We start from the raw sequence: 21,324 nt of genomic DNA, 5'->3' as shown, positions 1-21,324 counted from the left end.
TATTATATCAATTCTTTTCTGTATATTCCTTTGTTTTCAGCATGAATTTTCCTCATACTTTCGGATGAGACGCATAAAAAAACCGCCGGATGTCGCTTCCGGCGGTTTGTTGTTTATTTCGTTTTTTCCACTATGCCATCCACCGTTTTCATGACGGCTTCAGATAATGTGGCAAGACGCTGTTCGCTGTCTTGTAAAGAAGTTCCCTTCACGGCGAAATAGAACTTCACTTTCGGCTCCGTTCCCGATGGACGAAGGCAGAACCAAGAGCCGTCTTCAAGGAAATATTTCAGGACATTTGACTTCGGCAGATCAATATCTTCTTCATGATGATCGGCAAATACAGTCCGTTTTCCCGTTGAATAGTCTTCAGCCTGCGTGATTTGTTTTCCGGCCATCTGCTTCGGCGGATCGTTTCGGAAGGAAGTCAGGATAGCGGAAATCTGCTCTGCTCCCTGTTTTCCTTTTAATGTCAATGACTTCAAGCCTTCACGGTAATAACCGTATTCTTTAAAAATGGACAGCAGCGCGTCATAAAGCGACATGCCCTGCTTTTTATAGAAGGTGCATACCTCGACGGCTAACAGCGCAGCCTGGATCGCGTCTTTGTCACGCGCGAAATCGCCGATTAAGTAGCCGTAGCTTTCTTCATACCCGAACTGGAACGTGTATTGGCCTGATTTTTCATATTCTTTGATCTTTTCACCGATAAATTTGAAGCCTGTCAGTGTGTCAACCGTATCTAATCCGAACGATGAAGCGACGGCGCGGCCCAATTCGCTCGTGACAATCGTTTTCATGACGACACCGTTTTCAGGAAGGGCGCCCTGTTTTTTCTTCTCGGAAAGCAGGTAATGCAATAAAAGCGCGCCTGTCTGGTTTCCCGTCAGCACTGTGTACTTGCCTTCGCTGTTTTTTACGGCAATGCCGAGACGGTCGGCATCCGGGTCCGTAGCGACGAGAATATCAGCGTTTTGTTCTTCTCCGAGTTTAATGGCATATTCGAAAGCCGCGTGCTCTTCCGGATTCGGCGATTTGACGGTTGAAAAATCCGGGTCCGGCAGCTCTTGCTCCTTCACGACGGTGACGTTTTTGTAACCGAGTGCTTCAAGACCGCGGCGCACCGGTTTATTTGCCGTGCCGTGCAGCGGAGTGAACACGACGCTGACATCCACTTCATCCGAAAGCTCGGGATGTACGGAGATGGAAGTCAGTTCTTCAGTATACGGTTTATCAATTTCTTCACCGATTATTTTAATCAAACCTTTTTCTTTCAGCGACTGTTCATCTTCAACTTGAATCGTTAATTCATTTTCTATGGCATTCACTTCCGCAATGACGATGTCCGCTTCTTTCGGCGGCAGCTGTGCGCCGTCATCGCCATACACTTTATATCCGTTATATTCAGGCGGGTTATGGCTGGCCGTCACGACGATACCGGCATAAGCGTTCAGCTTTCTCACCGCAAAAGACAGCTCAGGCGTCGGGCGGAGCTCATCAAATACGTATGTTTGAATGCCTTGGGAAGCAAGGGTTTTTGCAGCTTCCATCGCAAACTCAGGAGATTTATGACGGGAGTCGTATGCGATCGCAACCCCTCTTTTTTTCGCGTCTTCCCCCTGTTTCGCGATATACGCCGCAAGTCCGGCGGATGCTTTGCGGACCGTGTAAATATTCATCCTGTTCGTACCCGGCCCGATTTCTCCTCTCATGCCTCCTGTTCCGAACTCAAGATTTTTGTAGAAAAAATCTTCCAGCAGCTGCTCGTTTCCTTCTGCGTCCGCCAATAATTTTTTCAATTCTGAATCTAATTGTTCGGCCTGATTCCAGCGTTCGTAACTCTTACTCCAACTCATGTTCGTCCTCCTATAATTTCAGCTTATGACCATATTTTAATATGAAGCGGCTGCCCGTGTCACTTGATAACTTAACCAAATGCTTTATGTAAAAAGATAAAAGAAGGGCTCATGCCTTTTCGGCACAGCCCTCCGGTTATTATTGTTCGAGCGGAACAACCGCGTCGTGCAGCAGCGTATTTAACCACTCAGTGTGTTTTTCTTTCGTTTCGTCATTCCATTGGAATCGGTCGCTCATGTAATCAATCACGGCCGTTTTATACGTTTGCACCCATTTGATGTCGAAGAACAGTCTTCCCGTTCTGCGGACGAAGAAATCGGCAGGTGTCGCAGCCATTTCTTCTTCGATGCTGTAAGCCGCTTCAGCCAAAATGTGAACCGGAATCTGGCGTTTTTCCGCTTCGTCTTTCAGACCTTCAATCCGGCTGAATACATTTTCAACGTTAGAGCCGTATCTGATGGCTAACTGCTTAGCGGTTTCCTGTGATAAACCGATTTTCAAGCCGTCTTTTGTCTTTGCTTCCACAAATGACTCGAAGTTTTTAGAGCCGCCGACATGTCCGCCGGAAATCGGCATCGTCTTCGTCTTGCAGCCGCCGAAGTCCTGGCCGCCCTCTTCTTTCAAGCGGTCGCGGACAAGATCGACAATGTGCTCAGCCATTTTACGGTAGCCCGTCAGTTTTCCTCCGGCGATCGTAATCAGGCCTGATTGAGATGTCCAGATTTCATCTTTACGGGAGATCTCAGACGGGTCTTTCCCTTCTTCGTGAATAAGCGGTCTGAGGCCGGCCCAGCTTGATTCAATATCGTCCGCCGTAATGTTCAGTTCCGGGAACATATAATTGATGGAGCTGACGACATAATCGCGATCCTGCACCGTCATGCGCGGGTGCTCAAGTTTTTGTTTGTAAACCGTATCGGTCGTACCCACGTATGTTTTTCCTTCACGCGGAATGGCGAACACCATCCGGCCGTCCGGCGTATCAAAGTACACCGCCTGTTTAAGCGGGAATACGGATTGGTCGAATACGAGATGGACCCCTTTTGTGTGCTGAAGATGTTTTCCGCTTTTGCTGTGGTCTTTTTCTCTCAGCTCGTCGACCCACGGACCTGTCGCATTGACGATTTTTTTGGCGTAAACTTTGTATTCCTTGCCTGACAGCAGATCTTCAATTAAAACGCCGACAACTTTTCCTTTTTCATAAAGCAGTTCTTTCACTTTAGAATAGTTGACAGGCTCCGCACCGAATTTAACGGCTTCTTTCATGACTTCAATCGTCAGTCTCGCATCGTCCGTCCGGTACTCTACATAATAGCCTCCGCCTTTTAAGCCGTCTTTTTTGACGAGCGGCTCTTTTTGCAGCGTTTCTTTAGCAGACAGCATGCTTCTGCGCTCTGATTTTTTTACTCCCGCTAAATAGTCATACACACGCAGGCCGATGGAAGTAGAGAATGAACCGAACGTGCCGCCTTTATGAAACGGCAGCAGCATCCATTCCGGCGTCGTGACGTGCGGGCCGTTTTCGTACACGATGGCACGTTCCTTACCGACTTCTGCAACCATTTTGACTTCAAATTGCTTCAGATAACGCAAACCGCCGTGGACAAGCTTTGTGGATCTGCTTGATGTGCCGGCCGCGAAATCCTGCATTTCGCTTAAAGCGACTTTCATTCCCCTTGAAGCAGCGTCAAGCGCCGTACCGGCACCCGTAATACCTCCCCCTATAATAAACAGATCGTATGTTTTTTTAGTCATGTCTTCCAGCATATGATCCCGTTCCAAACTTGAAAATTGGTGATTCATCATTACGTTTCCTCCTTGTTGTCACGGTATAGAAAAAGAGACCACAACAGCCAAAGCGCAGTTATCACTTTGGTGCTGTGGTCTCTCCTCATCTCAGGACCGTTCCTATTAACTTGTTTTCAGTATACCACATTTTTATCTTATTTAAAAGCCATAGCTGCATTTACTGCTTTTTTCCATCCGCCGTACAATTCATCGCGTTTTTCATCTTCCATTTCCGGTTTGAATTGCTTATCAAGGTTCCATTGATCAGCGATTTCAGTGCTGTCCTTCCAGTAGCCGACAGCGATTCCGGCCAAATACGCGGCACCGAGCGCCGTCGTTTCATTAATTTCCGGACGTTCGACCGGCACATCAAGCAAGTCGCTTTGGAACTGCATGAGGAAGTTATTTTTTACCGCTCCGCCGTCTACACGCAATGTTTTTAAAGAGATGCCTGAATCAGCCTCCATGGCATCAAGCACATCTTTCGCCTGATAAGCGAGAGATTCAAGCGTAGCCCGGATAAAATGCTCCTTCGTCGTTCCGCGTGTCAGGCCGAAAACTGAGCCGCGCACGTCACTGTCCCAGTACGGTGTGCCTAATCCGACGAAAGCGGGCACGACATAAACACCGTCAGCGGAATCCACACGCTCTGCGTATGTCTCGCTTTCTTTTGAATCTTGGAACATCCGCATGCCGTCTCTCAGCCATTGGATAGCAGAACCTGCGACAAAGATGCTTCCTTCCAGTGCATACTCGACTTTTCCGTCTAATCCCCAGGCGATTGTCGTCAGAAGGCCGTGATCAGAAGTGATGGCTTTTTCTCCGGTATTCATCAGCATAAAGCAGCCTGTGCCGTATGTGTTTTTCCCCATGCCTTCTTCAAAGCACGCCTGACCGAACAGCGCAGACTGCTGGTCTCCGGCCGCTCCCGCAATCGGAATGTTTTTACCGAAGAAATGATAATCAACCGTTTTCGCGTACACATGAGAAGACGGTTTCACTTCCGGCAGCATTGATTTCGGCACGCCTAAAATATCAAGGAGCTCGTCATCCCATTTTAATTCATGTATATTAAACATCAGCGTTCTTGAAGCGTTGGAATAATCCGTTACGTGCGCCGCCCCTCCGGACATTTTCCAGATGAGCCATGAATCAATCGTTCCGAACAGAAGACTTCCGTTTTCCGCTTTTTCCCGCGCGCCTTCTACATTGTCAAGAATCCATTTGACTTTCGTTCCTGAGAAATAAGGGTCGATCAAAAGTCCCGTTTTTTCTCTGAATGTATCATTATATCCTTTTTCACGAAGCTCTTCGCAAATGCCGGATGTTTGTCTCGATTGCCATACAATCGCATTGTATACCGGCTTTCCGGTATCTTTATCCCATACGACCGTCGTTTCCCTTTGGTTCGTGATGCCGATGCCGGCAATTTGATCAGCGCTGATTCCGGACTCGGAGATCACAGTCGCGATAACGGCGAGCACCGATCCCCAAATTTCGTTCGCATTGTGCTCCACCCAGCCCGGCTGAGGGAAATGCTGTGTGAATTCCTTTTGAGCGGAATGCACGATTTTTCCTTCTTTATTAAAAAGAATCGCTCTTGAACTTGTTGTGCCTTGGTCAATTGATAAAATATAGGTCTCCATGATGCCGCTCTCCTTTTTAAATATATTCAGAATTTGATAATGTTTTCTGTGATTGAGATTTCTTGGTATAAATATAGAGTATGAAAAGCACTACAACCATTATAACGCTTACAAACCAAAAGCTAGGTGTCACATTTCCTTTAAACGCGGCATTGTAAAATACGCCGCCGAACGCACCGCCCATGATCGGACCGACTACGGGAATCCAGGCATATTTCCAATTTGACGGCCCTTTTTTCGGAATCGGCAAAAAGGCGTGGGCGATTCTCGGCCCCAAATCCCGCGCAGGGTTGATCGCATATCCGGTCGTCCCTCCAAGAGAAATCCCGATGGCAACGATGAGGAATCCGACAATCAGCGGGTTCAGCCCTTTTGTAAATTCATTCGCTCCGATTGCCAAAATGCCGAGCACAAGCACAAACGTACCAATGACTTCACTTATCATATTCCCAAATGTATGAGGAATACTCGGGCCGGTCGAGAAAACGCCCAGTTTAGCGGCCGGATCATCCGTCGCCTTCCAATGCGGCAGATAATGAAGGTACACAACAACCGCACCGATCATTGCTCCGATCATCTGTCCCGCAATATAAACAGGTACCTCTTTCCAAGGAAAGCTGCCTTCAAGCGCAAGGCCTATCGTTAAAGCCGGATTCAAGTGGGCGCCGCTGATGCTGCCGACGGCATATGCCGCCATGGCTACTCCCAATCCCCAGCCGAATACAATAACAATCCATCCGGATTGGTATGAAAGCGATTTCTTTAAATTGACTCCCGCACAAACGCCGCCGCCGAAAATAACAAGCAGCATTGTACCGATTACTTCTCCCCAAAATGCTGTCATCATCATTCCTCCTAAATGACATAATAGCAGGTTTGACAGAGTTATAGAGAATAAAAAACCCACAACAAACCGCTTTACGCTTTATTGCTTCCGTAAAGAGCTGTTGTGGGTCTCCGGGTCTCCATCACATAGTATTAACCTAGGTCTATTGTAACAATGGGTGTAAGCGGTGTCAATCTTTTTTTGTCATAGAATGTTCATATTTAGCCCATAGTTCGGTGTCTGAAGTCGTCACGGCCGTGGCTCCTGCCTGCAAGGCGTTTTCAACGTCCTGCTCCGTGCGGATGAAGCCGCCGGCAAAAATCGGAATCCCCGTCATTTCTTTAATTTCTCTGATTAAAGTCGGAACGATGCCCGGGAGAACCTCGATAAAGTCAGGCTTATGCTTTCCGACGAATTCCATGCTTTTCTCCATGGCGCTCGTATCTAAGAGAAACAGACGCTGGATCGCGTATATTTTCTTTTGTTTCGCTTTGACGATGACTGATGATCTCGTCGAAATGATGCCCGCGGGCCGGATATCCTGGCAAATGAACTCCGCACCGTATTCATCATGCTTAATGCCGTGGATTAAATCGACGTGAACCATCAGAAGTTTTCCGTGTTTTTTCGCTTCATTCACGACACCTTTTAATTGACCGAGGTGGATATCTAAAATGACGCCGTATAAGAACGGACTTTCTAAAAATGCATCGAATTGCTTCATGTTCCGGATTGCCGGTAGAATCTGCTGGTTGTGAAAACTCATGTTTTACTCCTTTACATTAAAAATCAATGCTCAGCACGCTTTCCTTGACGGTCGAAATGATGAAAGAGAGCTCCTCGTCCGACAGGCAAAAAGGCGGAGACAGCTGAATGACATTATTATATCCCGCTACAGTATCGCCATTTTTTCCGACAAGCAGGCCTTTTTCTCTGCACGCGGTGATGACGTGCTGCACAAGGGCGGCATCAGCGGGTTCCTTCGTGATTTTGTCCTTGACGAGCTCAATGCCGGCAAGAAGGCCCTTGCCCCGTACATCTCCGACCGCCGGATGTTCTCTGAGCGGGTCAAGCTCACGGAGCAGCCTTTCTCCAAGCTCCCGGGAGCGGGCGATCAGATTTTCGTCCTCCATCAATTGCAGGTTTTTCAAGGCCAGGGCGCAGGCTGCCGGATTGCCTCCGAATGTATTCACGTGCCGGAAGCGGCCGTACGGCTCACCGCCCGAATACGCCTCAAAAATCTCCCGTTTTACTGCCGTTGCCGACAGCGGCAGATAAGCGCTCGTAATGCCTTTTGCCATTGTGACGATGTCCGGTGAAACGCCGTAATGCTGAAATCCGAACGGCTCTCCCGTGCGGCCGAAACCGCAAATAACTTCATCACTGATCAGAAGCGCGCCGTGGCGGCGGCAAATGTCCTCTACCTTTGCCATATACCCGTCCGGGGGCATCAATATCCCTCCGCCTGTAATAATCGGTTCCATAATAACGCCGGCAATCGTTTCACTTAATTCCCACGTCATGATCCGGTCGATGTCATGCGCGCTTTCCAATGTGACGGCATCGCCGGGATTCCGATAAAGATCAGGCGGCGCCGCGTGCAAAAAACCTTGTGAGAGCGGCTCATATTTATATTTTCTCTGCGCCTGGCCGGTAGCGGCGAGCGCCCCCATCGTATTGCCGTGATAGCCTCTGTACCGGGAGATGAATTTGAAGCGGCTGTGATCGCCGTTTTCAATGTGGTATTGGCGGGCAATTTTGAACGCGGTTTCATTTGCTTCCGATCCGCTGTTGGAAAAGAAGATTACATAATCGCCGCCGAGCCATTCATTCAGTTTTTCCGCAAGCTCAATCGCGGGTTGATGGCTTTGGGTCAGCGGATAATAAGGAAGCTCCTTCAATTGGCTGTAAGCCGCATCGGCAAGTTCCTTTCTCCCGTATCCGATATTAACGCACCACAGTCCTGACATGCCGTCCAAATACCGTCTGCCGTCAATGTCCGTAACCCAGGCGCCTTCCCCTTTTTGGACGATTATGCTGTCATCCGGCTCCGCCCCTTTCATCGCGTGCCAAATCAGCTCTTTATCCTTTTGTTTGAGTGACTGATTTTTTTGTACATGTTCCACACCGCTCATCTCCCTTTCAATATCATTGCACTGTATCGAAAGCTGCCCGGCTTCTGACGCCGATTCTCTTGGTGAAGTTTTCCTCTTAATAAGAATATAAAGGCGCGGCATGGGCGAGTCAATAAAGCGGCGGCAATTAAAAAAACGCTTTCTCCCAGAAAGCGAAAGGGCTACAAGAGCATATCCCGAAACCGGGGCCGGTGCAAGTGTTTTTATAAAAAAACCCGCCCCTTAAGCGGAGCGGGCGTTTTTTATTTCAGGTGCGTAATCCGGTAAATGTCTTTGCGCCGGTCTTTCAGCTGGCGCACGGTTCCGTTTTCACGCTGCCTTCTTAAGATTTCAAGGTCCACGTCCCCGATCACGACCATTTCGATATTCGGATTCGTTTCACCGACGATTCCGTCTCTGGCAAATTCAAAATCAGACGGAGCAAAAATGGCTGACTGCGCGTATTGAATATCCATATTTTCTGTTTGCGGCAGGTTTCCGACCGTACCTGAGATGACGGTGTAAATTTGGTTTTCAACCGCTCTCGCCTGAGAGCAGTACCTTACGCGCAAGTAGCCTTGGCGGTCTTCAGTGCAGAACGGCGTAAAGATAATTTTCGCCCCTTGATCCGCGGCAATTCTCGCAAGCTCCGGAAATTCGATATCGTAACAGATCTGAATGGCGATCTTTCCGCAGTCCGTATCAAATACGCGCACCCTGTCTCCGGCGCTGATGCCCCACCATTTCCGCTCATTCGGCGTAATGTGAAGCTTATATTGTTTTTCAATCGTGCCGTCACGTCTGAATAAGTAGGCGATGTTATAAATTTTCCCCTCTTCTTCAACGAAGTGGGAGCCGCCGATGATGTTGACATTATATTTCACCGCGAGATCTGTAAAGAGGCTGATATAGTCCTCGGTATATTCGGTAATCCTCTGAATGGCCAGACTCGGAGAACGCTCCTCGAGGAAAGACATCAGCTGCGTCGTGAAAATTTCCGGGAACACCGCGAAATCAGATCTCGCATCGGAAGCCACATCGACATAATATTCAACCTGATTGGCAAATTCCTCGAAGGAGTAAATCTTTTTCATTTCATATTGAATGACGCAGATGCGCACCGGAAATGCCGATTTGTAATAGCGCTTCGACTGCGGCAGGTAATCGACATTGTTCCATTCCATTAATGTCGCATATTTAATGGACGCGGTGTCATCCGGGAGATAATTCGGATTGATCCGCATGAGCGTAAATCCGTTCATCAGCTGGAAAGAAAGCACCGGATCATAAATCTGATGGCGCGTCACCTGTTCGACATAGGCTCTCGCCGTCATTTCTTCCGCATACTTATGATAATTCGGGATCCGCCCGCCGATAATGATGCTTTTCAGATTCAATCGTCTCGCCAAGTCTTTTCTCGCCTCATACAGCCGGTGTCCAATTTTCATCCGTCTGTATTCCGGGTGAACCATTACCTCAATCCCGTACAGATTCAATCCGTCCGGGTTGTGGTTCGTGATATAACCGTCGTCTGTAATGTCCTGCCACGTGTGGCGGTCATCATATTCATCGAAATTGATGATCAGGCTTGAGCATGAACCGATAATTTCCCCTTCATACTCGGCGCAAAACTGACCTTCCGGAAAGTGCGCGAGATGGCTGATTAAATGCTCAGGCTCCCACGGCTCCATCCCCGGAAAACAATCCTTTTGCAGCTCAATAATTTTGTTAATATCTTTCTCTTCCATATTCCGTATGACCATTTTCTTTTCAAAACGGGTCAGATCAAGTTTCTCAGACAATGCTGCTTCCCCCTGCCGGTTCGTTTTGATCGTTCAATCGCTGTAAGAGTAATTCAAGTTCCATTTCAGCCATCGATTCCAGTCTGTGATCGTACTCTTCAAATAACAGGGCGCTTGTTACCTTATTCGGGACGATGACACATTTCATGCCGGCCCGTTTAGCTGCGATTGAGCCGTTGACCGAATCCTCAAAGGCCAGACATTCAGATGGTTCAACGCCTAAATGTTCCGCAGCTTTCAGATAGAGCTCCGGATTCGGCTTCACTTCTTCTACGTCGTCAGCCGTCTGAATCACTTCAAATTCATCAAACAGGCCTAATTCCTTCAGATGGCCCGACACCCATTTAAAATCTGAGCTGGAAGCGAGCCCCACCTTCAATCCTAATTCTTTTGCCGCGGCTAAATAAGCCTCGACCCCGGGACGCGCCGTTTCTGTCTTCATCCGCTGTTCGAAGCGCCCGCGCCTGATCGCCGTCAGTTCATCATGATCGAGCTTTCTTCCCAGCTGCTCCTCTAAATATGCGAACGGCTTAAAACCCGCGGCCGTTCCGATCACCTTTCCCCAGACGGATAAAGGTAATGTTGAACCGTGTTCTTCAAACATTTCCTGCAGCACTTCATATTCATGGGTTTCTGTATCTAAAATTAACCCGTCAAAATCAAAGATTAATGCTTTTATCAATGGTTACAGCTCCTTTAGCTAAACGTACTGACCTATGTATACACTATACCGTGAATTTCTTTCGCGTTCAAAATGTAACATTCTGACGGAAAGAAGAGCCTGCATAAGTGCAAGCTCTCTTCATCCGTTACTGTGTGTTTTGACTGGAAATATTGGAAAGAGCCGCTCCCGCAGACTCATTTGAACGCTGATCAACCGCTAAGTCTCCAAGCGCAACGATCCCGACCAGATGATTTTGATCGACAATGGGAAGGCGGCGGATTTGGTGTTGGGCCATCAGATGTGACGCCTCTTCAAGACTCATTTCCGGGTTTCCGGATACAACTGTAGAGGACATCACGTGTGAAACAGGTGTTTGGCCGTCGCGGCCTTGAGCCGTTGTTCTCAATGCGATATCACGGTCTGTCAGCATTCCTTTTAATTCCCCTCCGTCAACGACGGGAATTGCTCCGACATTATGCTGGTGCATCAGCGCAGCCGCTTCCTGGATCGTTTGATTGGGAGAAACGGTAGCCACGTGGGTAGTCATTGATTGTTTGATTGAACTCATTGTAAAGCACCCCTTTCGACATTTATTATGCTCGGGGATTTGTCTCAATATAAAGGGAGTTAGAGGAAAGAAATTGTGGTATCATGTCAAAGAAGCAAAAAAGAGCCTGTAAAAAGGCTCTTTATACCCGTCAGATCAGCCTTCTGCGACCGCAGGCTTCTGATCCGGCCCCTGTCTCGAAATCATCATAGGTAAACGGAAAATTCATTCCGCATTCATTCAGCAAAGCGCAATTTTTATCAAACAGCCCCCGCTCTTTGACGTCATATACCGGGTGCGGCTTTGACAGCATGATATGTACCGTTTGCAGACAAGCCATAATTTGAAACGCTTCTTTTAAAGTTCCTTGGTAACGTTGGTTTTGTAATGATAATACGCCCCTTTTTTTAAAGCGCTGAATTTCCAGTTCGGAGAAATAAAGAGGAAAGACATTTTGAAACAATTCAGAGGAAAGCTCTTGTATCGCGCTTTCTTGTCCGTCAGTCGCTGCGTTCACAATTCTCACATCAATCACCTTTCTTGCCATGTGAATATCCTTAATCTTTATCAAGAATAGCATAGAAAAAAACGCGAAAGCTAAGGTAAGTGTTTCCTATTGAAACAGCCGCTTTCCGCTTGAAAAGGAGCTTTATGAAATGAAACAAAATGACCGCGGTCTGGAACTCCTGATTACGGAAAAGCACGCCGGACAATGGCTGTTTTCAGTCCTGAAATCTGAATTCCAGGCGTCAAAACCCGTAATTACGGAATGGATGAACCAAGAAAGCATCCAGGTGAATCGAACATCACCGAAAAACAACATCATACTGAAAACCGGAGATCGCTTATTCATTGATCTTCAGGAAAAAACGGGTTCTTCGGTAACTCCTGAATACGGAGAGCCGGACATTTTATTTGAGGACAATCATATGCTGATTGCAAATAAGCCGGCGGGAATGCCGACTCATCCAAATGAAGAGGGTCAGACCGGCACCCTCAGCAACCTGATCGCTTACCATTTTCAAATCAACGGCGAGCAGGCGAAAGTGCGCCAAGTTCACCGTCTTGACCGTGACACTTCAGGCGCGGTCGTTTTCGCGAAACACCGCCTGGCCCATGCAATCCTTGACCGTCAGCTCGAAACCAAAACATTAAAACGCACCTATATCGCCGCGGCGGAAGGAAAAGTGACGCCTAAAAAAGGCACGGTTGACTCGCCGATCGGCCGCGACAGGTCACATTCCGTCAGACGGCGCGTCTCACCCGGCGGACAAGCCGCCGTCACCCATTACAAAGTGAAAGGCTATCATCCCGGTGCGCAGCTCACATTGGCAGAGCTTGAACTGGAGACCGGGAGAACACATCAAATCAGGGTGCATATGGCAAGCATCGGCCATCCGTTGGCGGGCGATGACCTGTACGGCGGAAGCAGGACGCTGTTTCACAGGCAGGCGCTTCACGCAAAAAAAGTCAGTGTCGTCCATCCGATCTCAGGAGAAGAAATCGTTGCCGAGGCGCCGATGCCGGCTGATCTGGCTCATTTTACCGAAACGTATTTTTCTTAAACCGGGTCGGCATATATAATATATCGTTTCGGCGCATTTCCAATGTAAGAAAACGGATAGCAAGTGGTCAGGATCAGTTCCTCCCGCTTGTGCTGAAGGGTGATGACAGATGTATCATCCCGGCTGACGATTTTTGTACGGCTGATTTTATAAGAAAACGTGCCGTAAGACAAAATCACGTTCAGTCTGTCTCCTTTTTTCAATTCGCCGGTCCGGCGGAACACCGTGTCCCTGTGGCCGGATAACACAATTTGGCCGTGATCGCCCGGATAATAGCTGTCCTTATAATGTCCGACGCCTTTTGCTAAATCATCTGCGTCAGTCCCTTCCACGATCGGGAGCTCAGCGTCGATTTCAGGGATTTCTAAAATGCCGCTTGCCTCCCCCGTTTCGGGGTGAAATTCTTTTTTGCGCTGTGCCAGCACGGCGCTTTTTGTTTCGTTCTTTTCCAAGACAGGTTCTGTTGCTTTTTTTGCTTCTTCAAGCGATTGGTTCGTTTTCATATGTGAATCAATGATCTTCCAGCTTCCGTAACATGTGATGATGATACCGGCGATGATGACGAGAAGCGGAATATGTTTCAGTTTGTTCATCGTGTGCGGGTTCCCCTTTTCTTTCTGAAAAGCCAATATACGCCGGCACCCGTGATCACCAGTCCGGCCAATGCCGTCTGATGGCTGCCCGCTGAAGTATCAGGCAATGGGCGGCCTTTTTGTGTGCCGCTTTCAGTCTGTTTTGTGCTTTGTTCCGAATTTGCGGCAGACGCCGGACGGGATTCGGGAATTGACTGCACTGTATCAGATGCTGTTTCTTCTACGACAGGACGTTCAGGTTTTTTGGTTTGATCAGGCTGTTCTGCCGCATCCGGTTTTTTAGCGGGTTTTTTCGCTTGAGGTTTTTCTCCTTTATCAGGCCTGGTGCCGCCCGGTGTTTCCCCGCTTCCCGGCTGATTGCCGGTGTCATCAGGTGTTTCGGCGGCTGATGCCGTGCGGATGCGGCCGTCGGTTTGATAAGAAATCGGCGCGGAAAAGCTTTTGACATAGTCTACTGTCGCTTCCAAATCCTCAGGCCCCGTCACCGGATTCTTGCCGAGTTTCCCGATCGGACCGTATTTTGCCCCCGCTGCCGTCGCCATAAATTGATTGACTGTTACTGTATATCCTTTTTCGGGCTGTATGTCTGTCCCGTCCGCCATTTTCATTTCAACCGCTTGTCCGGTTTCCGGGTTCCATGTATAGGAAAATCCGCTGATGCTGTAATCCGGACCGTACACCGGAGAAATTTGCGCGTTAATGATCTCCCGCAAATCTTTTCCTTTGATTTCAAGCTTCGTCAGCACATTGCCGAACGGCTGTACATTATAAAGGTCTCCCCATGTGATCGCCCCTTTTTTTATGCCGTCCCGGATGCCTCCCCCATTCATAAGCGCAAAATCGGATTTCATCTTCGCTTTCATACCGTCGGCAATCAGATTTCCGAGCGCCGTGTCGCCGTCATTTGAATACCCGCCCGTTATATCATGGGCCGCTTCCCCGACCGCTTCGCTGATAATCGGTTTCACTTTCTCTTCATATTTGCTTAATATGCCTGCCGCAGCCGGGTCAGGCTTGATTTTACTTTGATCGATATATTGGATTTCCGCTGATTTTTTCACGATATCCTTCGACTCTTTATCAAGTTCAAGATCGGCGATTCCGATTGCTTTTCCGTATTCAAATGCCTGCACGATCAGCTTGCCGTCGATTTCTCCGTTTACGACTTTATGATTGTGCGCGGCGAAAATCACATCAATCTCTGAGTCTGTTCCGCTTGCAAGCTTTGCGGATTCTCCCGTGATTGCTGAGCCATTTTGTTCAGCAGACATATGGGCGAGCACGGCGATTGCTTTAATTCCTTTTTTCTTCAGGTCAGCGGCGGCGTCATTGACGGCCTTTACCTCATCCGTAAACGTAATATCTTTAATTCCGTCCGGGATGACCATGCCTGCCGCCGATCTGGTTACAACCCCGATAAATGCGACCGGAATTCCGGAAACGTATTTAATTTCATACGGCGGCAGAAAGGACTCCCCTGACTTCAGTTTACAGTTGGCGCAGACGAGCGGGAAATTTTGGCCGTCATAACCGCTTGTCCCCTTACCGTCCGGATGATCTCCTCCATTGATGATCCGTTTAAGCTCATTCGTTCCTTCATCGAATTCGTGATTGCCGACAGTTCCGACATCAAAACCGATGTCTTCCATCAATTCTACTGTCGGTTCATCCTGAAAAAGGGCTGACACGGGAGAGCTGCCCCCGATCATATCGCCCGCATGCACGACAAAGGCGTGTTCTTTCTCGGCTTTCGCCTTTTTAATGTACGCTGCGGCGTAGTCCATCCGCCCGAACGTGCCATCCGGTTTACCGTCTCCGTTAAGGTCAAGCTCATATTGCTGATCAATTTTTCCGTGCAGATCATTCATACTGATGATTCTGAGCGGGACACGGCCGGAGTCTTCTGTCTGCTGTTCTTTATACGCTTTATCCATTCCAGCTTCATTCAGTGATCCTGCTTGTCCGATTGCTTCCGCATCTTTCACGCTGAACATCATAAAACAAACCGTCAGCAAACAGCACGAAAGACGCATACCCCTTTTTTTCTTCATTCATTTCCCCCCTGTCTTCTAAGAAATACGTTAGCTTATTTTCTTAAAAATCACATCACTTTTTTTGTAAAGATTGTCTTCGCTGGCGAAAAATAGTAAATAATCCCCACGTAACGAAACAGGACTTGATGTATAACGGATCGGCTTTTTTCACATCTTAATGATGATTTGACATGAAGGAGGAAAACAACCAGTGGAACAGCAGCAGAATCAGCAGCCGCCAGTAAATCAAGGGATCCCGGGTTCACCGCAAGTGAATCACGGAGGACATGAGCTTTTCGATATGCATGAAGTGCTGGCCGGAACAGTCGGCGTTTTGGATCAATTTATGATGCTCAGACAGTTTATACAGGATCAGCAGCTGGCCGACATCCTTGACCGCCAGTATCAATTCATTCTCGGACTCTATAATCTGACGGCAGAATGCTTTAAGACCGGCCAAAAGCCTTCTCAGGAAACGTCGACATATATGATGAAGGAACAGAACCAGGCCGTCTACGGTATAAAACCGACTCAGCCGAAAAAACCGAATCAATCATTAAATGATGTCAAAGATCTCGGGATCAGCGGCCATATGCTCGGCCTGATTAAAGCTCAAGCTTCTCTCTTGACGATGAGCTCGCTTGAAATGACCAATCCCGTCACTAGAAGAGTGCTCTCCGCCCAAATTCAGCAATATGTCGAAATGGCGTATGAAATCTTCTTATACCAAAACAAACACGGTTATTATCAGGTTCCTCAGCTCAATGCACAAGATATGCAGACCATGCTGAATTCATTTGCACCGGCCCAGGGACAGCCGCAAATGCCTCCGATTAAAGGACAAATGGGACAGCAGCAGCAAAACCTCCATTGATTAAAAAACGGCGTTGGAACCTGACTCTCCAACGCCGTTTTCTTTTTTTCATATGCTTTTATGAAATCATGTTCAAATTGTTTCAGGCTTTCTTTCGTAGCCGCTTCAAAGCCTTTTTCAAAATCCTGTGTTTCGGCGGTTTTGTTGATAATGGTTAAGATAATGCCTTCTCCGAATGTGTCGGTTAAGTCCTTTATCATATAGAAGCTTTGCAAATAGACATCCGTTTCATATTCCATACGCGATTTCTGCCATTTTCGGTCGGTCGTTAATTGATCAAACGGCACGACGGAAAATGCAATCGGATCAATGACTACATCATAATGCGCGACCCACTCGCTCAACCCCTCATGAAACCAAAGCGGAAATACAGACGTATCCGTCCCCAATTGCCGCGTTTTTTGATGAAACGCATAGTGTGTATATTCATGTATAATCAATTGCTTATACATGAAAACGGCCAGCTCATCTTTTTTCAAAAGCTGTTTTTTCTCTTCAGGCAAAAGCCCCATCATCTGCTCCTGTTCTGAATAAAAACCGACTACATTTTTCAATCCTGAATATTGCTCCATTTCATCTTCATCCGAAAAGAAAATGAGTTCAAGCGGCGCTGCACCTTTATAACCGACAATGATTTGATTGATACGCTTTGCGTGGTCCAGCGTAAGCTTGGTCAGATCCAAGAGCGGCTTTTCATCCGCCGTATAGTAAATCGCTGTATGTTTGTAAATTTCTTTATTCATGTGTTCAGTCACTTGTTCCTTCGTCGGAACAGAGCGGCTGTTTTGGCCTGACAGGACGTACATCATACTTACTGAAACGGCTGAACTGACAGCCAATATGACAAGGACTCCGCACAGGATCAGAGTGAATGCCGCCCGTTTCCCCATGCCGTCACGCAAACAAGCTCCCCTCCCCGATCCTTTCATTTTCATCTCATTCTTTACTTTATGCTCAGGAGCGCTGGGTCGTGACGGCAGATAAAATAAAAAAGCCGCAGCAAATGCGGCTTTTCCATTCATTTATTTATTGGGGTTTGGGAATACACGCTGCACCATTTGACCGAATTCATCAAACAGACCGGATACAGGATGTCCGTTTTGGATTCGTTTTCCGTAGCCTTGCATACGTTCAACGAAGTCCGGGTTCGCTGATACATATACAGTCCGGACATGTTTATCGGCTGATTTCACCTTATCGGTTATCTTATTTTTTAAATGGTTGGCGATGGCGCCTTTTTGTCCGTTTGTCAGAACAACGGCTACATAAGCGCTGTTTCCGGCAACGATCACAGTCGCATTTTTAACCTCTTTTAAATCAGTCACCTTGTCGGCGGCTTTATCAGCCACTCTCAGGTTACGATTGTCATTGTGATCGGTATTTTGGTTATGACGGTTCACTGTATTCATATTTGTCGCACCGTCGTTAGGCGTGTTGCGGTAATTTACATTCTGGGTGCGGTTGTCATTTCGTTTTCCTTCTCCCTGGTTCCCCATACTGCACCCTGCGGTAATCAGCATCGGCAGAAGAAGGGCAGAGATAACTGCTTGCTTTTTTATCATGTGAATTCCTCCTTTCTCACTTTACGTATAGGTTTTTCTATTCGGCGGGATTTATGCACGCCGTTTGCATTCTGAGCGGTTTGGATAAATATCAGAAGGAAAGGGAAAGGTAAGCGTAATCAATTGAATGAGGAGGGATTTAACTTGTTCAGAAAAAAAAGCGGCGTCAGCCCGTCAGCGCTGCTGATCGGATCATCGATTCTGATTGCAGCTTTATCACCCGAAATCCGCCGGAAAATCTCCGGAATGGTTTCAGGCAGAATGCAGCATAAAGATGGCACACACTCCATGCAGCCTGCTGACCTGATTCAACAGGCGTTCGGCGGGGAATCCGGCGGACAGCAGCACGCAGACAAAGCCCGGCATTCACAAACCGGCTCATTACAGCCTGCCGAGCTGATCAAACAGGCGTTCGGCGGGGAATCCGGCGGACAGCAGCACACGGACAAAGCCCGGCATTCACAAACCGGCTCATTGCAGCCTGCCGAGCTGATCAAACAGGCGTTCAGCGGGGAATCCGGCGGACAGCAGCATGAGCAGACTTCCCGCAATCACTCCGGCTCATCCCATACGGACAGACAGGCAGACCGCACAAAAGAAACTTCGCCGAAGCCTCACTATACCGAGCCGATTCACTTCGAAGAAAGCGCGGTTAATGTTTTAAATGACAGCACCGTGATGAATATGCTGGAAGAAATTGAACCCGGAAATCATTAGAAACGAAAAAATCCTTCATTCGTTCAACGATGAAGGATTTTTTCGTTTTAGCGCTCTATCTCATATTTTTCTATAAGAGAATGAACCATTGATCTGCTTTTTTGTTAAGCTTCTTCAGCTTCAATAACGATTGAGGAATCATTGTACACCGCGGTATCGGTTTCCTTCGTCATTTTACTTGTTAACAGCCCTGCGGTCATACTGCCACTGACATTTAAGGCGGTGCGCCCCATGTCAATTAACGGCTCAATTGAAATGAGCAGTCCGGCAAGCGCGACAGGCATGTTCAAAGCGGATAGGACGAGCAGAGCCGCAAATGTCGCGCCGCCTCCCACGCCTGCTACACCAAATGAACTGATTGCCACGATGGCGATGACGGAAATGATAAATCCCGGTTCAAACGGGTTTTGTCCCACTGTCGGCGCAATCATCATCGCGAGCATCGCCGGATAAATACCGGCACAGCCGTTTTGACCGATTGATAAGCCGAATGAACCGGCGAAGTTCGCAATGCCTTCCGGTACGCCCATGCTTTTTTGTGTTTTAATATTGAGCGGCAAAGCCCCTGCGCTTGAACGGGACGTAAACGCAAACACCATAACCGGAAATGCTTTTTTCACGTATGTGATCGGATTTAAACCGCTGAACGTGATCAGCAGCAAGTGAATGATAAACATGGCGATAAGCGCGGCGTATGAAGCGATCACAAACATTCCCAGTTTCGCAATGCTGTCGATGTCGCTTGTCGCGATCGTTTTGGTCATAATCGCCAATACCCCGTAAGGCGTCAGTCTTAAAATTAATGTCACGACGCGCATAATAATCGCGTAAACCGCATCGACAATTCCGCTGAATGTCGCTGCGTGCTCCGGCTGCTTCCGTTTCACGCCCAGAAAAGCGATGCCGAGAAAAGCGGCGAAAATAACGACTCCGATGGTGGAAGTCGGTCTGGCTCCCGTGAAATCAAGAAACGGATTCCCCGGCAGAAGCTCAACGATTTGCTGAGGCAGCGTTTTGGCCGTCATATCCTCAGATTTTTGCTGCAGCTCCTGACCCCTTGATAACTCAGTGCTCCCCTGGTCGATATGAACGGCTTTCAGATCAAAGGAAAGCGCCGAAACAATTCCGACTGCCGCGGCAATTGCTGTCGTAGCGATCAAAATTCCGATGATCAGACCGCTGATTTTCCCGATGTTATGGGTCAGTTTAAGCTTCGTAAATGCGCCGAGAATAGAAATAAAGACTAGCGGCATGACGATCATCTGAAGCAATTTGACATAACCGCCGCCGGCAATATTAAACCAATCGGCCGTTTGTGTCACGATATGTGAAGCCGGCCCGTAAATCAATTGCAGCGCAAAACCGAATACAATGCCTAATCCGAGCGCGGTAAAGACACGTTTAGAAAAGGAAACGTGTTTTTTTTGCATCACAAACAGACCTGCTATAAACAAAAACAAAATAAAAACATGTAAGATTACAAATAAATTCTCCAAAACAGGTAAACACTCCCTTGCTCATTATCCTTAAACACTATATTACATCAATTCCGATCGGTCAAGTAAGAATTGACAATATATGTATTTTTAATGATTTTTCTCTTTTCTTTCCATCCTTTCTTTAGTAACTTATATAAGGGTGATTGTTATGCTGAAGGAACTGTTTCTTAATTTGACGATTTTAATCACATTTAATTATCTCTTCACCGTTCTTTTTAAAGAGTCGCTTTCACATAAAGAAGACCGTCCGATGTTTCAATTACTGAAAGGGGCGGTTTGCGGGCTTTTAGGGGTTTTTCTGATTGCTTTCGGCTTTTCTTACTCCGATTCCATCATTGATCTCAGAAATATCCCCATTATCATCGCCGCTCTTTACGGAGGCTGGGTGTCTACAGCAGCTGCCTTTATCATTATCGTGGCAGGCCGTATCCTGATCAATTTCAATGCCAGCGCCATTTATTCTATCGCCGCAGTCGGCATGATTGCGATACTTTCTGTGGCAGTATTCAGAGGAAAAAAGCCGAATCACAAAAATGCGTTCGTTATGCTGCTCTTTTCAAATGTTATTATCACCCTGACGCTGCTGTTACTTATGCCTGAACAGCCTGCCGGGGCCCTCGTTTATTTTTGGCTCATTTCTACCTTGGGCGGAATGCTGTCGCTGTATATCATTAAACACGAAGCCGATGCCCGCCTTTTGTTCAAGCAATACAAGTTTCAAGCGAATTATGATTTTCTGACGGGGATTTTTAATAAGAGAAAATTCGAGGAAGTCTCGCGCGTTCTGTACGATCGGGCGTCTCAATCCCCCTCGTCTCAGCTCGCGCTTATTTATTTGGATATTGATCACTTTAAGCAGATCAATGATCAATACGGCCATTATGAAGGGGATCAAGTGCTGAAGGAACTGGGGGCGCGCCTGAGGTTCTTACTCAGCAGTTCTGATCCGTCAGCCCGCATTGGCGGGGAAGAATTTGCCGTGCTTATGCCCAATTGCACGTATACAAAAGGGCTTCACCTCGCAGAAGAAATCAGGCACACGATTGACGCGAACCCGATTCTGCTGACGAGCGGAGATACAATTCCCGTGACCGTTTCCCTCGGCATCGCGCATTATCCGACAAATACATCGGATCCTCAGACATTGCCCCTGATCGCGGACCGGATGCTGTACAAAGCGAAAACATCAGGGCGCAATCAAGTGTGCAGCACTGAAAAAAAAGAATGATCGCCCGAA

Annotated in this window: 19 protein-coding genes; 4 read left to right on the top strand and 15 right to left on the bottom strand. The window is 47.7% G+C overall.

Translation table 11 applies throughout. The features are described from left to right. Nucleotides 1–113 precede the first annotated feature (113 nt). The 10 genes from JNUCC21_RS04765 to JNUCC21_RS04720 all read right to left on the bottom strand — a co-directional run bounded on the left by JNUCC21_RS04765 (nt 114) and on the right by JNUCC21_RS04720 (nt 11,791). Nucleotides 114–1,856, bottom strand: coding sequence for a phospho-sugar mutase (locus JNUCC21_RS04765; protein WP_369878625.1), 1,743 nt, complete (start codon nt 1,854–1,856; stop codon nt 114–116). A gap of 139 nt (nt 1,857–1,995) precedes the next feature. Further along, nucleotides 1,996–3,663, bottom strand: a complete 1,668-nt coding sequence (glpD, locus tag JNUCC21_RS04760) for a glycerol-3-phosphate dehydrogenase (protein WP_003155341.1) — start codon at nt 3,661–3,663, stop codon at nt 1,996–1,998. A gap of 137 nt (nt 3,664–3,800) precedes the next feature. Beyond that, a complete protein-coding gene (gene glpK / locus JNUCC21_RS04755; protein ID WP_007409284.1) occupies nt 3,801–5,291 on the bottom strand; it encodes a glycerol kinase GlpK in 1,491 nt (496 codons plus the stop codon). A 16-nt stretch (nt 5,292–5,307) separates the two neighbouring features. Next, nucleotides 5,308–6,135 (bottom strand): MIP/aquaporin family protein, encoded by an 828-nt coding sequence (locus JNUCC21_RS04750; protein ID WP_020955562.1) that lies wholly within the window; start codon nt 6,133–6,135, stop codon nt 5,308–5,310. Nucleotides 6,136–6,307: 172 nt separating this feature from the next. Then, nucleotides 6,308–6,883, bottom strand: a complete 576-nt coding sequence (locus JNUCC21_RS04745; RefSeq protein WP_007610287.1) for a glycerol-3-phosphate responsive antiterminator — start codon at nt 6,881–6,883, stop codon at nt 6,308–6,310. A 16-nt stretch (nt 6,884–6,899) separates the two neighbouring features. Further along, nucleotides 6,900–8,252 (bottom strand): aspartate aminotransferase family protein, encoded by a 1,353-nt coding sequence (locus JNUCC21_RS04740; RefSeq protein WP_253599786.1) that lies wholly within the window; start codon nt 8,250–8,252, stop codon nt 6,900–6,902. A 242-nt stretch (nt 8,253–8,494) separates the two neighbouring features. Next, entirely contained in the window at nt 8,495–10,033 is a 1,539-nt protein-coding gene (locus JNUCC21_RS04735) for a bifunctional GNAT family N-acetyltransferase/carbon-nitrogen hydrolase family protein (RefSeq protein ID WP_003155346.1), read from the bottom strand. After that, nucleotides 10,026–10,715: an HAD family hydrolase gene (locus JNUCC21_RS04730; RefSeq protein WP_003155347.1), complete on the bottom strand. Its 690-nt coding sequence runs from the start codon at nt 10,713–10,715 to the stop codon at nt 10,026–10,028. The genes JNUCC21_RS04735 and JNUCC21_RS04730 overlap by 8 nt, the downstream gene beginning before the upstream one ends. A gap of 127 nt (nt 10,716–10,842) precedes the next feature. After that, nucleotides 10,843–11,265: a CBS domain-containing protein gene (locus JNUCC21_RS04725; RefSeq protein WP_007610283.1), complete on the bottom strand. Its 423-nt coding sequence runs from the start codon at nt 11,263–11,265 to the stop codon at nt 10,843–10,845. Between the two features lie 130 nt (nt 11,266–11,395). Beyond that, nucleotides 11,396–11,791, bottom strand: coding sequence for a DUF5365 family protein (locus JNUCC21_RS04720; RefSeq protein WP_369878623.1), 396 nt, complete (start codon nt 11,789–11,791; stop codon nt 11,396–11,398). Between the two features lie 109 nt (nt 11,792–11,900). On the opposite strand from JNUCC21_RS04720, the gene JNUCC21_RS04715 reads away from it, so the two are divergent. Then, nucleotides 11,901–12,809, top strand: coding sequence for an RluA family pseudouridine synthase (locus JNUCC21_RS04715; RefSeq protein WP_369878621.1), 909 nt, complete (start codon nt 11,901–11,903; stop codon nt 12,807–12,809). Here JNUCC21_RS04715 and JNUCC21_RS04710 read toward each other — a convergent pair. Both JNUCC21_RS04710 and JNUCC21_RS04705 read right to left on the bottom strand, forming a co-directional pair. Further along, on the bottom strand, nt 12,806–13,402 hold the full coding sequence (locus JNUCC21_RS04710) for a class D sortase (RefSeq protein ID WP_032871062.1): 597 nt from the start codon (nt 13,400–13,402) through the stop codon (nt 12,806–12,808). The two genes, JNUCC21_RS04715 and JNUCC21_RS04710, sit on opposite strands and share 4 nt — an antisense overlap. Next, nucleotides 13,399–15,453, bottom strand: coding sequence for a bifunctional UDP-sugar hydrolase/5'-nucleotidase (locus tag JNUCC21_RS04705; RefSeq protein WP_072588936.1), 2,055 nt, complete (start codon nt 15,451–15,453; stop codon nt 13,399–13,401). The genes JNUCC21_RS04710 and JNUCC21_RS04705 overlap by 4 nt, the downstream gene beginning before the upstream one ends. Nucleotides 15,454–15,646: 193 nt before the next feature. Between JNUCC21_RS04705 and JNUCC21_RS04700 the strand changes: the two genes are divergently transcribed. Continuing rightward, complete coding sequence (locus tag JNUCC21_RS04700) at nt 15,647–16,309, top strand: spore coat protein (protein ID WP_060674945.1); 663 nt, start codon at nt 15,647–15,649, stop codon at nt 16,307–16,309. Here the strand turns inward: JNUCC21_RS04700 and JNUCC21_RS04695 are convergent. Together JNUCC21_RS04695 and JNUCC21_RS04690 are read right to left on the bottom strand one after the other, a co-directional pair. Further along, the gene (locus tag JNUCC21_RS04695; protein WP_369878619.1) at nt 16,192–17,211 is read right to left on the bottom strand and encodes a hypothetical protein; all 1,020 of its coding nucleotides are present in this window, start codon (nt 17,209–17,211) and stop codon (nt 16,192–16,194) included. The genes JNUCC21_RS04700 and JNUCC21_RS04695 overlap by 118 nt on opposite strands. Nucleotides 17,212–17,331: 120 nt before the next feature. Next, the gene (locus tag JNUCC21_RS04690) at nt 17,332–17,871 is read right to left on the bottom strand and encodes a YhcN/YlaJ family sporulation lipoprotein (RefSeq protein WP_003155362.1); all 540 of its coding nucleotides are present in this window, start codon (nt 17,869–17,871) and stop codon (nt 17,332–17,334) included. A 144-nt stretch (nt 17,872–18,015) separates the two neighbouring features. Here JNUCC21_RS04690 and JNUCC21_RS04685 point away from each other — a divergent pair, with 144 nt between their 5' ends. Continuing rightward, the gene (locus JNUCC21_RS04685) at nt 18,016–18,588 is read left to right on the top strand and encodes a hypothetical protein (protein ID WP_072588935.1); all 573 of its coding nucleotides are present in this window, start codon (nt 18,016–18,018) and stop codon (nt 18,586–18,588) included. 104 nt (nt 18,589–18,692) lie between these two features. Here JNUCC21_RS04685 and JNUCC21_RS04680 read toward each other — a convergent pair whose 3' ends face one another. After that, nucleotides 18,693–20,084 (bottom strand): L-cystine transporter, encoded by a 1,392-nt coding sequence (locus JNUCC21_RS04680; RefSeq protein WP_025284474.1) that lies wholly within the window; start codon nt 20,082–20,084, stop codon nt 18,693–18,695. Between the two features lie 151 nt (nt 20,085–20,235). Here JNUCC21_RS04680 and JNUCC21_RS04675 point away from each other — a divergent pair, with 151 nt between their 5' ends. Continuing rightward, on the top strand, nt 20,236–21,315 hold the full coding sequence (locus tag JNUCC21_RS04675; protein WP_095284604.1) for a diguanylate cyclase: 1,080 nt from the start codon (nt 20,236–20,238) through the stop codon (nt 21,313–21,315). Nucleotides 21,316–21,324: the final 9 nt, after the last annotated feature.

The organism is Bacillus sp. JNUCC-21 (assembly GCF_041222765.1).
Classification (GTDB): Bacteria; Bacillota; Bacilli; order Bacillales; family Bacillaceae; genus Bacillus; species Bacillus velezensis.
This window is presented reverse-complemented; position numbering and strand designations above follow the sequence as displayed.

Bases quoted from the DNA above. Each gene is read 5' to 3' on its own strand.
- JNUCC21_RS04720 (WP_369878623.1), bottom strand. From the start codon at position 11,791: ATGGCAAGAAAGGTGATTGATGTGAGAATTGTGAACGCAGCGACTGAC.
- JNUCC21_RS04740 (WP_253599786.1), bottom strand. From the start codon at position 8,252: ATGAGCGGTGTGGAACATGTACAAAAAAATCAGTCACTCAAACAAAAG.
- JNUCC21_RS04750 (WP_020955562.1), bottom strand. From the start codon at position 6,135: ATGACAGCATTTTGGGGAGAAGTAATCGGTACAATGCTGCTTGTTATT.
- glpD (WP_003155341.1), bottom strand. From the start codon at position 3,663: ATGATGAATCACCAATTTTCAAGTTTGGAACGGGATCATATGCTGGAA.
- JNUCC21_RS04690 (WP_003155362.1), bottom strand. From the start codon at position 17,871: ATGATAAAAAAGCAAGCAGTTATCTCTGCCCTTCTTCTGCCGATGCTG.
- JNUCC21_RS04710 (WP_032871062.1), bottom strand. From the start codon at position 13,402: ATGAACAAACTGAAACATATTCCGCTTCTCGTCATCATCGCCGGTATC.
- JNUCC21_RS04715 (WP_369878621.1), top strand. From the start codon at position 11,901: ATGAAACAAAATGACCGCGGTCTGGAACTCCTGATTACGGAAAAGCAC.
- glpK (WP_007409284.1), bottom strand. From the start codon at position 5,291: ATGGAGACCTATATTTTATCAATTGACCAAGGCACAACAAGTTCAAGA.
- JNUCC21_RS04745 (WP_007610287.1), bottom strand. From the start codon at position 6,883: ATGAGTTTTCACAACCAGCAGATTCTACCGGCAATCCGGAACATGAAG.
- JNUCC21_RS04725 (WP_007610283.1), bottom strand. From the start codon at position 11,265: ATGAGTTCAATCAAACAATCAATGACTACCCACGTGGCTACCGTTTCT.
- JNUCC21_RS04675 (WP_095284604.1), top strand. From the start codon at position 20,236: ATGCTGAAGGAACTGTTTCTTAATTTGACGATTTTAATCACATTTAAT.
- JNUCC21_RS04705 (WP_072588936.1), bottom strand. From the start codon at position 15,453: ATGAAGAAAAAAAGGGGTATGCGTCTTTCGTGCTGTTTGCTGACGGTT.
- JNUCC21_RS04765 (WP_369878625.1), bottom strand. From the start codon at position 1,856: ATGAGTTGGAGTAAGAGTTACGAACGCTGGAATCAGGCCGAACAATTA.